The organism is Sphaerisporangium rufum (assembly GCF_016863395.1).
GTDB classification, from domain to species: Bacteria; Actinomycetota; Actinomycetes; order Streptosporangiales; family Streptosporangiaceae; genus Sphaerisporangium; species Sphaerisporangium rufum.
On the sequence record NZ_BOOU01000044.1, the window covers coordinates 118,868 to 132,412 of the forward strand.

10 protein-coding genes and 2 pseudogenes are annotated in these 13,545 nt (G+C 68.3%); 4 read left to right on the top strand and 8 right to left on the bottom strand.

Features of this window, described 5'->3' with window-relative positions; translation table 11 throughout:
• Positions 1 to 878 precede the first annotated feature (878 nt).
• Positions 879 to 1,796 (top strand): tetratricopeptide repeat protein, encoded by a 918-nt coding sequence (locus tag Sru01_RS15065; RefSeq protein WP_203985124.1) that lies wholly within the window; start codon positions 879 to 881, stop codon positions 1,794 to 1,796.
• A 467-nt stretch (positions 1,797 to 2,263) separates the two neighbouring features.
• Here Sru01_RS15065 and Sru01_RS15070 read toward each other — a convergent pair whose 3' ends face one another.
• From Sru01_RS15070 to Sru01_RS15080, 4 genes are all read right to left on the bottom strand, one after another.
• Positions 2,264 to 2,854 (bottom strand): hypothetical protein, encoded by a 591-nt coding sequence (locus Sru01_RS15070; protein ID WP_203985126.1) that lies wholly within the window; start codon positions 2,852 to 2,854, stop codon positions 2,264 to 2,266.
• Positions 2,855 to 3,121: 267 nt separating this feature from the next.
• Entirely contained in the window at positions 3,122 to 3,244 is a 123-nt protein-coding gene (locus tag Sru01_RS36225; protein WP_275412172.1) for a hypothetical protein, read from the bottom strand.
• A 1,039-nt stretch (positions 3,245 to 4,283) separates the two neighbouring features.
• Positions 4,284 to 5,339: a winged helix-turn-helix domain-containing protein gene (locus Sru01_RS15075; RefSeq protein ID WP_203985128.1), complete on the bottom strand. Its 1,056-nt coding sequence runs from the start codon at positions 5,337 to 5,339 to the stop codon at positions 4,284 to 4,286.
• 495 nt (positions 5,340 to 5,834) lie between these two features.
• Positions 5,835 to 6,830, bottom strand: a complete 996-nt coding sequence (locus tag Sru01_RS15080; RefSeq protein WP_307812029.1) for a LysR family transcriptional regulator — start codon at positions 6,828 to 6,830, stop codon at positions 5,835 to 5,837.
• Between the two features lie 201 nt (positions 6,831 to 7,031).
• On the opposite strand from Sru01_RS15080, the pseudogene Sru01_RS15085 reads away from it, so the two are divergent.
• Together Sru01_RS15085 and Sru01_RS15090 are read left to right on the top strand one after the other, a co-directional pair.
• Positions 7,032 to 7,794: pseudogene (locus Sru01_RS15085) on the top strand (transposase family protein).
• Between the two features lie 939 nt (positions 7,795 to 8,733).
• A pseudogene (locus Sru01_RS15090) lies at positions 8,734 to 9,383 on the top strand (IS5 family transposase); the annotation flags it as partial.
• Here Sru01_RS15090 and Sru01_RS15095 read toward each other — a convergent pair.
• Together Sru01_RS15095 and Sru01_RS15100 are read right to left on the bottom strand one after the other, a co-directional pair.
• Positions 9,305 to 9,718: a hypothetical protein gene (locus Sru01_RS15095; protein WP_203985316.1), complete on the bottom strand. Its 414-nt coding sequence runs from the start codon at positions 9,716 to 9,718 to the stop codon at positions 9,305 to 9,307. The pseudogene Sru01_RS15090 and the gene Sru01_RS15095 overlap by 79 nt on opposite strands.
• A gap of 78 nt (positions 9,719 to 9,796) precedes the next feature.
• On the bottom strand, positions 9,797 to 10,567 hold the full coding sequence (locus Sru01_RS15100) for an L-2-amino-thiazoline-4-carboxylic acid hydrolase (protein ID WP_203985132.1): 771 nt from the start codon (positions 10,565 to 10,567) through the stop codon (positions 9,797 to 9,799).
• A gap of 285 nt (positions 10,568 to 10,852) precedes the next feature.
• Here Sru01_RS15100 and Sru01_RS15105 point away from each other — a divergent pair, with 285 nt between their 5' ends.
• Entirely contained in the window at positions 10,853 to 11,347 is a 495-nt protein-coding gene (locus tag Sru01_RS15105; RefSeq protein ID WP_203985134.1) for a universal stress protein, read from the top strand.
• 175 nt (positions 11,348 to 11,522) lie between these two features.
• Here Sru01_RS15105 and Sru01_RS15110 read toward each other — a convergent pair whose 3' ends face one another.
• Together Sru01_RS15110 and Sru01_RS15115 are read right to left on the bottom strand one after the other, a co-directional pair.
• Positions 11,523 to 12,584, bottom strand: a complete 1,062-nt coding sequence (locus Sru01_RS15110; protein ID WP_203985136.1) for a helix-turn-helix transcriptional regulator — start codon at positions 12,582 to 12,584, stop codon at positions 11,523 to 11,525.
• A 194-nt stretch (positions 12,585 to 12,778) separates the two neighbouring features.
• Positions 12,779 to 13,537 (bottom strand): hypothetical protein, encoded by a 759-nt coding sequence (locus tag Sru01_RS15115; protein WP_239137436.1) that lies wholly within the window; start codon positions 13,535 to 13,537, stop codon positions 12,779 to 12,781.
• Positions 13,538 to 13,545: the final 8 nt, after the last annotated feature.

The window sequence follows — 13,545 nt, forward strand, 5'->3', positions numbered from 1 at the left end:
GCATCGGGCGCGCCACGCCAACCGTGGCGGACGCCCCGCCCGCAATCCGGTGTCTGGCGACGACCCGCGCGCTGCAGGAGAGGCTTCGGCGCCGGGAGGGCTGGGGTGGCCGATTGGGCAGGTGGATCCGATCGCGCTGGACCTGGGGGTGCATCCGGCGATCGATGCTGGGGCGGCCGCCGCCGGGCTGAGCGCGCTGCCCGCCTACATTCCCCGCGCCCACGACGCGGCGCTGGCCGCCGTGGTGGACGAGGTACAGGCTCGCGGACGCAGCCGGATGGTGGTGCTGGTCGGCGGGTCCTCAACGGGCAAGACCCGCGCCTGCTGGGAAGCGATCCGTAGCCTTCCGGCACCGTGGCGGTTGTGGCATCCGATCAATCCCGGGTGGGCGCAGGCCACGCTGGCCGGCTTAGAGGAGGTGAAGCCGTACACGGTGGTGTGGCTGAATGAGACCCAGCACTACCTCACCACCCCCGGCGAGCCGGCCGGAGAACAGGTCGCGGCCGGGTTACGTGAGCTGTTGCGCAGCCCAGAGCGGGGCCCGGTGCTGGTGTTGGGCACCTTGTGGGAGTCCTACTGGGAGAAGCTGACCGCCGTCCCTCGTCCGGACGCCCCGGACCCGCACGCCGGAGCGCGGGTGCTGCTGGCCGGGACCGCGATGGAGCTCCCGGCGGCGTTCACCGACGACGACCTCGCAACCGCGGCCGCAGCCGGACTGCTGGCGGATCCACGGACAGCCGAAGCGGTGAAGCGGGCAACTGACCCAATATCTGGCGGGTGGGCCCGCACTGATCGAGCGCTACCGCACCGCGAGCGTCGAAGCCCGCGCGGTACTGGAAGCGGCGATCGACGCCCGCCGCCTGGGCCACAGCCTGAAGTTGCCGCGCCTGTTTCTGGAAGAGGCCGCCGCCGGATACCTCAGCGACGAACAACACGACCTGCTGGCCGACAACTGGCTGGAGCAAGCGTTCGCCTACCTCACCGACCCGTTGCCCTGCCGGGGCGCCCGCGCTCCGCTGACTCGCATTAAAAACCGGCCCGGCCCCTCGACTGCGGCGGGGCAGCATGAGGACGAGCCGTCCTACCAGCTGGCCGACTACCTCGAACAACATGGCGCTCATGCACGCCGTCGGAAGTGCCCTCCTGCCGGATTCTGGGAGAGCGCCGCCCGCCACGCCAGCGCCACAGATCAAACCGCTTTGGCTAAGGCCGCACACAGCCGGGGCCGCTACCGCCAGGCAGCGATCCTTTGGCACCGTGCCGCCGACGCCGGAGACACTTTCGCCCTGGACTGCCTTGCTCAGATGCGGGCGCAGGCCGGGGACTGGGAGGAGGCAGGGGATCATCAGGAGGCCGAGCGGCTTTATCAGCTGGCCGCCGATGCTGGAGATACCTTCGCGCTGAGCAACGTGGCCGAGATACGGGAGCAGGCCGGGGACCGACAAGGCGCCGAGCAGTTCTATCAGCTGGCCGCCGATGCTGGAGACACCTCCGCGTTGTGGGCCCTGGCGCGGATGCGAGAGCAGGTAGGCGATGGGGCGCAAGCCGAGCGACTGGCCCGCATCGCCGCCGACGCCGAAGATCCCTCCGCACTGCACAAACTGGCCCACATGCGGGAGGTGGCTGGGGACCGTCGAGAAGCCGAGCGACTTTACCGGCTGACCGCCGACGCCGGAGCTCCCCTCGCGCTGAAGGAATTGGCTGGCCTGCGACAGCGAGCCGGAGACGAAGAGGCAGGGGCACACCTGGTGAGGTTCGGGCTGGAGGCGGACGGCCGAATCGCCGATCCCTGGTGAAACAGTCGGCCTCCTCCCCTGGTGCGGGAGCCAGTCGAGCATGCCACAGGAGAAGACGAACAATGTTGAGGCAGCTGAGCGCCCTTACTGAGAGAGCACGGAGGCCGGTTACGGCTTCGCACTCCTAAAGCTCGCTGAGATGCGAGATGCGGCGGGGGATCGTGAGGGAGCCGAGCGGTGTATCGGCAGGTGGCCGAGCAGAGGAGACCCCACCGCGCTGAAAGGGGTGAGGTGGCTGTGGGAGAAGGCCAGTGACCTAGGAGGCCGAGCTGCTGGTGACCGACACGGCGGCCGGGAAGAGCTCCGGCAACCTGCGGGCCGGTTCGGGCCCGGTCCGGCGCGGCCACTCGACGCGCCGACCGCTGGGAAGCGGCGACCCCGTCGAAAGCATCACTTCCGCAGATGCGGATCAATCCGCTGCCAGATGGTGAGGTTGTCCTCCCGCGTCGACCAGTGCGGCAACTCGATCAGTTCGCTCTGCCGCCAGCCGTCGGCCAGCGTGGGGTAGAAGTCCCCGGGGCCTGCGTTGCCCAGGGCCCCGGTGATGAGGGCGACCGTGGCCGGTCAGTACGGCGCAGAATGTCGCTCAGATATTCGGTTCCGGGTCGCGGTGGCCAGCAGACGAACAGCGCCCGGCCGGGATGCTGGGCCACCAGAGTGTGGTCCCCGGTCTGCACCGTGGTCCAGTTCGGTGCGACCGCAGCCGGGTGCCCCGGCACTGCTCCGGTCAGCCAGTGGTTACGCTCCGGGGGGTGCTCGTCGTAGGCCAGCACGTCGGCGTCCAAGTCGCGCAGCAGCCGGGCCCAGTATCCGGCGCCCGCGCCGACCTCGATCAGCGGCCCCAGCCGCAGCAGGTGCTCCAGCGCGGTCCGGGTGGGGATGGCGTGGGCATACAGGGTGAGCAGGTCATCCCTGCCGAGTTCAGTGATGACCTTTCCACAGCGGTCATCGAAGTCGGCCTTTCGGGTGAAGTGCTGCCACCACCGGAAATAAGACGGCTCGTCACCGTCCCGCGCCGCGCCGCGGTGCGGTGCGGTCCAGCGGATCGGGCAAGCCATCGGGTACGAGAGGCGCGAACACAGCAGGCATCGGGTCCTCCATCAACGGATCGATAAGCCGAGCAGCATGCCAGCGGCAAAAGCTCAGGTCCACCTCCAAGGGGCCTCCCCCACCGACCAGTGTGCTCCAGCCGTCCGACCCGATCGGCATGACGATTTCACCGACGCGAACAGCGTCGACGCGGGTGGGCGAGCGATCAGCTGCCCGCTCCCCTGCAGGTCCTCGCGCACCTCCAGCGTCATGACCTTCCCGGTCAGCGAGGAGCTTCAGGCGATCAGGTCGCGCAGAAGTTCAGCGTGCTTGGTTGTGGTGACGGCGCCGGTCCGCGTCACCGCCCGCACCCGCGGTCCGGGAGCCGCGATCGCTTGGTCCTCGATATCGTCGACCATACTCCCGCGATCATCTCCGGCCCGTCGTCGAGCGGCTGGGCAGGGCCGAACAATGGAACCGCCATCCGCGCAACAGTTCCTTGAATCCATCGGCCCAGACGCGCGGGTCGAACTGCACTACCGTGGCTGCCACGGCCACCGCCGATCGTATGGTTTCCACACGCCCACATGATCACTGCGGTGGCCGCCTCACGTCCCAGCCTCGACCGGATCGAGATCTCGAAGTGCGACTGGAGTGCTAGGGATAACTAATCGGTGGGCTTTCGAGGCTGAGGATCGACTCGTTCCTGCTGTTATAGGCTTGGATCTTTGACCGGTAAGGAGTTCCGGAAATGAGCGAGTAAGTTACCACGTCCGAGTGCCATCGGTTACACGGCTGCCTGGACGAACTTGCGCGCACCGTATCGTAGTTGCCCCAGATGATTCTTACGATGTAGTAAGAGCAGCTAGGTGCTGCGCCACCGACATAGGCATCGGCTCGAAGGCCGGCGGAGGTTTTAGAGATGCACGGATAAACGTTGGTCCAGCCGCCGCCGTTGTAGGCCGCCCGGCACCCGCCATCATCCATCATGCTTGCTGAGGACGCCTGTGCCGCTTGCGCCGAGCTGTGGGCAGTGAGGAGAGATGCACCAAGCGCGGCTGCCAGAAGTAAATTGATGCGTCGCATTACTTTCCCCTATTCAGTATCATCGAAATTGTCGCACCGCTCCGCCGCACGCAGGGTAATCGATGTGCAGATCGTTGCAGCAATAGTGCAATGAGCCGTAAATTCACCACATCAATCACATGGATTTATTTATCACCCCTCTCATTTACTCTTTCGCTTCCCGGTTCATCGGCAGTGGCCTGCAGGATCCTGGTTGCACGTCAGGCCTTGCCTGACATCTGATTGCATACGCCATTCCAGGCTTCAACTTGTTTCCCACACCCCCTTTTATACTTTCGTGCGATTTGTTCAGCCGGCCTGGACGTCTGATTCAGAATCGACGAATTCTGATAACTCGGCAAGGGTGTTTCGTTGAGGACCGAAAGACCGACGTCAACGCTTATCCTGCTCCCATCCCCGTGAGCGCGCAGCCCCCGCATCCGGCGATCCGATGAGAAGCCCGGCACCCAGCCGGGTCGTGTGGTGGAGCATTTGGTTGGCTTGTCGGACGCTGGCGATCAGGTTAGCTCGGCGGAGTATTTGCGCATGCTCACTGGCTGTGGATAACGAGATGCCCACACTGCCGGCCAGTTCGCTGGTGGTGCAGCCCGGTGCCCGGTCGATAGAGCTGAGGACCTCGGCTCGCGTCTGGCCTAGCAGTGCTGCCAAAGCATTGCCTCCTGTGGCGTTCTCCGCGGCCCCGCGGGGGGCGGGGTAGGTCAGCACAGGAGGTAGGGCCGGGTCCACCAGAGCGACCGGGTTGGCCCGGCAGAAGTAGGACGGGATCAGTGTCAGGCCGCGTCCGCGGAGATGGATCTCGCGGGTGATTCCTGCCGGGTAGTCGACCTCGAGGACGGAAGAGCGCCAGCGCATCGGCGGCGGCAGATGGGCGAGCATGTGTTCGCCGCCGCAGGTGAGGAGGTGACGGAGTCGGAGGGCACGCTCTTCGGCGAGGACACGGTCGATCGTGGCCCAGTGAGGAGTGAGAACGGCCTGGCAGTAGGCGCCCGCGAGTTGTCCAAGTTCCCGGGTGGTTTGCGGGTTGCCGCGTGCGAGATCGTCCAGGGCGGCGGAGGGTAGGCCAGTGCTGCGGCGCAGGCGCTCCACCTCGTCCCGGACACGCTTGCCGGGTGTGTCGGCAAGCGCCTGGAGGGCGCGCTCGTTGCCAAGTTGGGCTTCGATCGGGGTGAGGAAATCAGGGAAGTACGGACCCCGGGGAACAAGCGGCAGAAGCAAGGTGCGCACGGAGGTTAGCAGGCCGCTTTCGGTGAGGCGGGTGTGGGCTTGCTTGCGCCAGGTTGCGGTGGATTTGTCGCCGTCGCGGGTTTGCAGGCGGTGCAGGCTGCCCACCATCTCCCACAGAAGGTCGGGGAGGGGCGCCACTCGGGTAAGTGCGACATCTTCTGAGGTGAAGACAATTCTCAGCGTGCCCTTGAGGTAAGGCTTCATGTCCGATGCTTCCCTCTCGATGGGTGGGGAGGGCGACAGTATGGGGACGCGGCGCGATGCGAGAGTGGTCGCAAGGAGATCGGGCCGCGCGTGGTTCAGGTCGATGGCGCAGGGAAGTCACGGAACCCTCATCTGACTAGAGTCAGATGCTGACCTCGGTTACTTGGACGGCCCGCTCCAACATGGGGCCGATATGCCCTGGTTGCCATATTTGCAGCCATGAGGATTCCGACGCGACCGATAGACAGTCAGGCATGATGACTGCTCAGTGGCGGCACCAAAGAAGAGTCCGTACGGAAACGCTGTAGCCTCCCACCCGGTATTGGGAAGAAACGGTCCGGCCGAAGCGGGAGTGCCACCTGACACATCGTGAGCAATCATCCACCCAGTGGCAGTTTGACGCGCCCGCCAGGCAGGCTGTTCAGAGGCCGGGAGGTTGCTTGTTCCCATCGAACACGCGTTCATATTCGCCACACGCTCGTTGATCGGCAGGACCTACAGGGAAGAGGTCTTGAGCCATGTCGCCGCCGCCTCACGTACCGCCTGGACGACCGGACGGCTACGGTGCCGGGTAAGCCATGCCAGTGCGGATACGCACGGAGATATGTCGATCACGTTGAGGTAGCGTATGCCTGGGCGCGGGTAGAAGTGGCGTGCCGCTTCCGGCATGAAGACCACCACCTCGCCCTGGGCAATGGCGAGCAGGAGCTCTTCCAAGTCGTGGAACACCGGCCCGTACCGCACTACGGACCCGTCCGGGCGGGGGTCTTCCGCCCAGTATTTCGTCCACTGCCTCGGCACCTGCGGCGGGTGCTGGGGGAATAGATAGCCAGCGAGGTCAGCAAGAGATACGGCGTTTCGACTGGTCAGGGGGTTATCGGCTGAGACGCAGGCAACGCGAGGCTCGCTGGACAGCTCCAGCATCTCGATGCCGGACGGGACCGGTGGACGCAAGAAGGCGACGTCCACCCTGCCTTCGAGCAGCTGCGTCATTTGATCGGCCAGGTTCGAGGTGCGTACTTCGACGGTCAGATGCGGATGCCGGGCACGCAAATCTTGAAGGATCGGCTGGGTGTAAGGCATGGCCGATTCGGCGGCAAATGTTCCAACGACCAGATGGTCGGTGAGAGTCCGAGCCCACTGGTCCGCCTTGTCGCGCAACCACTGCATTGCGTCAACGACCGCCTGCGCCTCACCCCGCAGGGCGTGGCCTGCGTCGCTGAGTCGGACCGTACGACCCGCACGCACGAACAGCTGCACCCCTAGCCGCTTCTCCAACACCTGGATTTGGCGGCTCAGCGCTGGCTGAGTCATGAACAATCTCAATGCAGCCTTGCCGAAATGTAATTCCTCAGCTGTCACGAGGAACAGACGTAGCTGGTGTGGAGTAATCCCAATTTTGGATGGCCCGAAACTAAGGTCCTCCTTGGGGGTGGAGCTTATGGCAGCACGATTTGGACGGTGCCGCGGTGGGAACGGAGCAGCCATCATGCCCAGTAGGTTATCGAACGAGTCAACATTGTCATATATGCAGAAATGGCGCCTTGCGGTTCGAAACGACACACTGAGCCCATTCCAACCGGATCTTGCAGGTCACAGCCTTGTTGCGGATCGCTGATCTGACCTGAGACATAGAGAAACCCCTGGTAGAAGGATTGTCGACCAAGATCAACCATTGCACCAGGGGCTCGTGTGCGTTTCTACCGTGCGGCGCTGCCGTTGTCACATCGGACGCTGACCTACCTGGCAGGCGTGATCCGGCGCCACCGGATCGCGATCGGCTCCACCTGGCGCCGGCTCAACCCGGCCCAGCAGGCGCTGCTGGTACTGGTCCACCTGCGTAAAGGTGAAACATTCGCCGAGGTCGCGGCAGGATTCGGCGTGGGGACGGCAACCGCCTGGCGCTACGTGCACGAGGCCGTCACCTTGCTGGCCGACCGCGCGCCCCCTCCGGCAGGCACTGCGCGCGGCCAAGCGCGCCGGCCACGCCTTCGTCGTGCTCGACGGCACGATCATCCCCATCGACCGCGTCGCCGCCGACCGGCCGTACTACTCGGGCAAACACAAAAAGCACGGCATGAACGTCCAGGTCATCGCGACACCCGACGGTACACCCCTGTGGACATCGGGCTCCCTGCCCGGCGCGGTCCACGACATCAAAGCGGCCCAGATCTGGGGTGTGATCCGGCGCCTGGACGCTGCCGGACTCATCGCCCTTGCCGACAAGGCCTACGTCGGTGCGGGTCAGAGAGTCCTTGTTCCGTACAAGGGCAGAAACAAGCCGCAGTCACAAAAGACCGCCAACTCTGCCCACGCCAAGCTCCGCGGCCCCGGCGAACGCGCGAATGCGCTCTTGAAGACCTGGCGCATCCTGCGGAAACTCCGCTGGTGCCCACTACACGCCGGACATCTCGTCAAAGCCATCTTCGTGCTTCAGGCCCGCGAAACGGGATGAAATACGCTCACTACTGATGAAGGCAACATCTCCCAGAAACAGAAAGACAAAGTAGCTGACACTCTCTGCGCAGCCTGCGAGGGAGGCGAATGGATTCCGGCCACCGTCGTGGTGGTCGCGGGTGTCGGGGTCGAAGCCGGAGGTTTCACCGATGAATAGTTGCTGGAGAGTTGACAGGCGGGCTGCTGGAGTTCGAGGGGCAGGTGTGAGTGGGGTCGCGTCTGGGTGGGGATGGCGTCGACACGGGCAGAGGAGGCAATCTGCGCATAGCGCTTACTCGTGGGAAGTTCTGGCGTATTTTTTGCTGACGCAAGACTATCGGAAATAGGCGTCCCAAAAGCTCAAGTCACACGAGGAGAAGAAATGAGACGTTTCAAGATTCCCTTAGTAGCTTTCTTTGGAGTGGCACTACTTCTTGCCCTCCCCGGTATGGCGCAGGCAGCGGATGCTGCGGCCTCAACAGCAGTACTGGCGGACGGGGGGGTGTCGGGAGCCGGCATACACCGGTGGCGGCTGGACTAACGTCTACCCATGCATCTCCAAGGACTCCATCGGCATGAAAGCCGACGCCTATGTCGGCGGCGTGCCATCCAGCTGCTCGTATTACATAGTGACCATCATTTGGTCCGGAAACCCTTCCTATCCGACAGCAGAAGGCAACAGAATGCCATGCAACAGGAAGGTATCGGCAGTCGTTAGAGCGTCTAATCACGGAAGTCTATTCTGGGCGAGAATCAGAGGATACAACAGCAAGCATCAAAGTTTCCTCAGTCTGGAAAGCCCTCCCATCAGCTACCCTTGAGCGGTTCACGCCCAGACGTATCGTCGCTATCGGTGATTCCTGTTTACGTGCTTAGTTGGTCTGCTCTTTACAGCTCGTTTCAAAATGAACGGTGTGTCGGCTGGTGACAGCCGCGCCGCCCGGAGAAGATCAGCGGTATGTCTTCCCCCGACCTCGTTCCCGACGATCTGTGGGAACGCATAGCCCCGCTCCTGCCACGCCACCCACCCCGTCGCCGACACCACCCGGGGCGGCGGCCGATCGATGACCGCATGGCCTTGGCCGGCATCATCTACGTCCTGCGTACCGGCGTGGCCTGGCGCGATGTCCCGGCCTCGGTGATCGGCTGCTCGGGCGTGACCTGCTGGCGGCGGCTACGTGACTGGACCGAGGCCGGCGTCTGGCCACGCCTGCACCAGCTGCTGCTGAGCGAACTGCGGGCCGCGGGCCTGCTCGACCTGGAGGCCGCCGCCATCGACGGCTCCCACGTCCGCGCCCTCAAAGGGGGGACCATGTCGGGCCGTCGCCGGTCGATCGCGGCCGGCCCGGCTCCAAGCACCACCTGATCGTCGATGCGCACGGCACCCCACTGGCGGCTTCGGTGACCGGCGGCAACCGCCACGACGTCACACAGCTGGCACCCCTGCTAGACAAGATCCCGCCCATCCGCGGAGTACGCGGCCGACCCCGGCGCAAACCCCGCCGCCTGTATGCCGACCGCGGCTACGACTACCCCAGCCACCGCCGCCACCTGCGCATACGCGGGATCAGCCCGATCATCGCCCGCCGCGGCACCCCGCACGGCACCGCGGCCGCCAGCTTGGCCGAGGCGCGCTCCACCCGCGGCAACGTCTTGACCTTCTCCCGGGTCGTCTCCCGCTCGGCCCGCGCCAGCAGCTTGGTCGCGATCAGCACGTCCAACAGGTCCAGGGCGTCATCGACCGCCCGCGTGGTCAGATGCACCGCCGTGGACAGCAGCGCCGCCAGCCGCCGCGTGTCGCTATGCCACCGCGGCAACGAGGCCTTGCCGTCGACCCCGTACCGCGACAGCTCAGCCAGCCGACGCAGCGGCACCCCTGACACATCCAGCCCACCCATCCCCAGCGCGGCGATCTCAGCGGCGCGTTCCAGTGCCCGCGTCATCGCCGGACCCGACACCCGAACCGGTCCGCGTTGCAACCGGTCTGACCGCACTCGGTGGTCAATAACGGTCGGGCGCCTTTACATTGTAGATTCATTCGGTGCGGTACCGTCGCCTGCGGCGGTGCGCGAAAAGTGGAACGGGCAGCGGGTGCCGCCCAGCCCGATCGTGGTGCGGCGCTCGAAGCGCAGCCCATGCCGGCCGGGGTCGATCGCCTCGATCCAGTTCTCGTCGAAGGCGCACATCGCCGGGGTCAATTCCGGCGCGCCGTGGGCGGCCAGCACGTCGTGGTAGAAGCACCGGTGCACCTCCAGCAGGTAGTGCCGGTCGTCGTCGGCAGGGCGGGCGAAGGTGAACGCCGCGCCGAAGGCGTGCTCCTCCCGGGACTTGGAGACCGCGACCATCGCCGCGAACGGATCGGGCGCGGTGTCGAGCATCGCCCGGGTGCCCGCGCGCACCGCGGGGCCGAGCGGTTCGATCAGGGCGGCCCGGACCGCGGCGATCGCGGCCGGGCGGCCGAGCGGCGCCAGCAGCGCCCGGTATCCGGCCAGCACGGCGAGGGTGAGGCGCAGGTTGTGCCGGGACGGCTCGTCGACGATCAGGTGCGCGGCGGCCTCCAGCAGCGCGGCGTGCCGCAGGCGGGCGTCCGGCACCAGGCCGGAAGGCAGCGCGTGCTCGCGCGCCGTCGCGGCCAGCTGCCCGAAGAACGCCTCGATCAGGGCGGTGATGTCCCGCTCGTTGTCGGGGAGGTACTCCTCGCCGAGATCGTCGAACTCCGGGATCTCCGGGATCTCCGGCGATACGGGCGAGTCGGGGGTTTCGGCGGAATCGGAGAATCGGCCGGTGGTCATCGGTGGTCCTTTCGGGACGGGACGGTCCCGAGCGCGGACCCCGGCTCGCGTGCGGGCAGGCCGGGCGCGCTCGCGACCATGCGAGCACGCCGGCGCGCTCCACCGACCTACCGGGCGCCGACGAACTTCAACGGATTCGGACGGCCCGATGATGCCACGCGGCGCGCCGGGCCGTCGAGCCCGGACCGGCGGTGCGCGTGGTTAGTACCTTTTAGTGGCGTTTTTCCGGAGGCTTTGGCAGGGCGTCACCACCTACGGGAGATGCTCATCAAGGAGGAGGTCCCCGTGACGCACAACCCGACCCGGCCGCGCATCGTCGTCGGCGTGAGCCACTCCCCCACCGCCATCACCGCGCTGCGCTGGGCCCTGGAGGAGGCCCGGCTGCGCGGCGCGCAGATCCTGCCCGTGCACGCCTGGCAGTGGTCGGGCCAGCACCGGGCCTCCTACGCGCCGATGGGCACCTGGCGCTCGCACGAGGAGGAGTACGCCGCCGCGCGCGAACGTGCCCGGGGCGTCGTCGCCGGGCACCCGGCCTGCCTGGAACCGGTGGTGGCGCACGGCCCGCCCGCCCAGGTGCTGCTGCGGCACTGCCAGGACGCCGAGATGCTCGTGCTCGGGATCCGCCGCCCCGAACCCGGCGTCCCGGTCACTGCCACCCCGGTGGTCGTCGCCTGCGTCATGGGCGCCCGCTGCCCGGTCGTGGTGGTCTCCTGCGGCGCCGCCCCCGAGCCCGCCGTCCGGCCCCGCCCGGCCGGCCTCACCGGCGTCGCCACCGGCTGAACGCCCGCCGGAACGCCGGTCGCCGCCGCCTTTCCTGCCGGGCCCTCGCCGGTCCCCCGGTCGGACCGCCGCGTCATCCGGCACAGCCGGCCGGCCGCTGCCGCCCAGGAGTGCCGGCTCGGGCACGGTGCCGCCGGCGGTCACCTGCGGCGGCCGGGGACCTCGCCGAAGTGGTCTACCCAGGCCGCTCCCCCGGTTCGGCGGTCACCCCGTACAGGCGGGCCAGGGCGGCCGCCGACTCGGCGACGGCGGCGCGCAGCTCCGGCGGCTCCAGCACCTCCAGATCGGCGCCCATGCGCAGCAGCAGCCAGCGGGCGTGCCGCACCCCCTCGATGGGCAGGCGCAGCACTCGCCACCCGTCCGGCTCCGGCGGGCCCGCAGCCGCCAGCGCCGCCTCCACCGGCCCGGTGCCCGCCGTCACCCGCAGCATGCCTTCGGCGCCCGGCGCCAGCCGCACCACCGCCTGCGCCGGGTACATCCGCGTCCGGAAGTCGGCGGCGTACTCCTGCCAGAACGCGGCCAGGTCGAAGTCCTCGGGCCGGGTGAACCGGGCGGGCAGCACCTCGGCCGACAGGATCCGCGCGATGCGGTAGGTGCGCGGCGCCGGGCCGGCCGGCGGCCCGGCCGGCGAGCCGGCCGCCTGACCCGTCGACGGGCCGGTCGACGGGCCGGCCGGCGCGGCGACCAGGTACCAGGAGCCGCCCTTGAGCACCAGGCCGTAGGGCCGGACCCGGCGGGTCACATCCTGCGGGCCCCACCGGCGGTAGACCATCTGGATCTCCCGCTCCTCCCACACCGCGTCGGCGACCTCCGCCAGCAACGGCACCTCGTCGGACTCGCGGTACCAGCCCGGCACGTCCAGCAGGAACCGCTCGCGCATCCGCGCGGCCCGCGAGCGCGGCTCGGGCGGCAGTGCGGCCAGCAGCTTCAACTCGGCCGCGGCGGCCACCTCCGAGCGGCCGAGTTCGGCGGCCGGGCCGGGCAGCGCCGCCAGGAACAGCGAGGAGGCCTCCTCGGCGGTGAGCCCGGTCAGCCGGGTGCGGTAGCCGTCCAGCAGCCGGTAGCCGCCCGCCGGGCCGCGGTCGGCGTAGACCGGGACGCCGGCCGCCGAGAGCGCCTCCACGTCGCGGTAGACGGTGCGCACCGAGACCTCCAGCTCTCGCGACAGCTCGGTGGCGGTCATCTGCCCGCGCGCCTGCAGCAGCAACAGCAGGGACAGCAACCGGCTCGCGCGCATGGCACCAGTCTGCCGCCACCGGCGGCGCGCTCGCATGCCGGCGGCCTCCGGCGCCGTGGCCGGGCCCGGCGGCGTGCCGGGCGGGCGGTCCCGCGGCCCGCGGTCGCACCGGCGGCCACGGCGGTGGCACGACGCGGCGCGACGGCGGTCCGGCGCGGTGGTATGACGCGGTGTGGCGGCGGTGTGGCGGCGGCTCAGATGTCCTCGCCGGGGTCGCCGTCCGGCGGGCTCGGCCGCGGGGTGGCACCGGTGTCGCCCGGGGACGGCGTCGGCGTGGTGGTGAGGGTGTCGCGCGGCGAGGGCACCGGCGGCGGCGTGGGGACGAACATCGTCGGCGGCGGCGGCCGCGAGGGCGACGCCGGCTCCTCGCTGCGGAACAGCAGCAGCCAGGTGATCGTCAAAGTCAGGGTCAGCAGCACCGCCAGCGCCGAGGCGGCGGCCACCACCGCCCGGCGGGTCTCGGTGGGCGGCGGCGCGGGCGGCGGGGGCAGCGGCACCGCCGGCACCCGGTCGCCCAGCCAGTACGGCACGAAGTCCGGGCCGTGCGCCTGGCCGATCAGCGTGCCGGTCACCAGCACCGACCGCAGGAACCACTCCGCGCCCGGCCCGCCCGGCAGGTACGGCACCGCCACCCACGGGGCCGGCCCGTCGTGCATCGCCACCACCTGCGGCGCGCCACCACCACCGCCACCGGCCGCCGAACGGCCCCGGGCCCGGGCCACCCAGCCGCGCACGCCGCCGCGGACCGGCGCCGCCTGGCGCACCGCGGTCAAGAACCGCTCGCGGGCGGCGGCGTCCATCGCCGCGCCGCGGGTGAGCAGCGCGACCGACACCGTGCGGCCGTCGCCCTCCTGCGCCAGGTAGACGAACCCGGTGGGCAGGGTCTGCAACCGCGCCTGCACGACGTAGCCGCCCAGGCGAGGCGGGTCGCCGTACTGGAGCGGAGTCGCCACGCACGCTA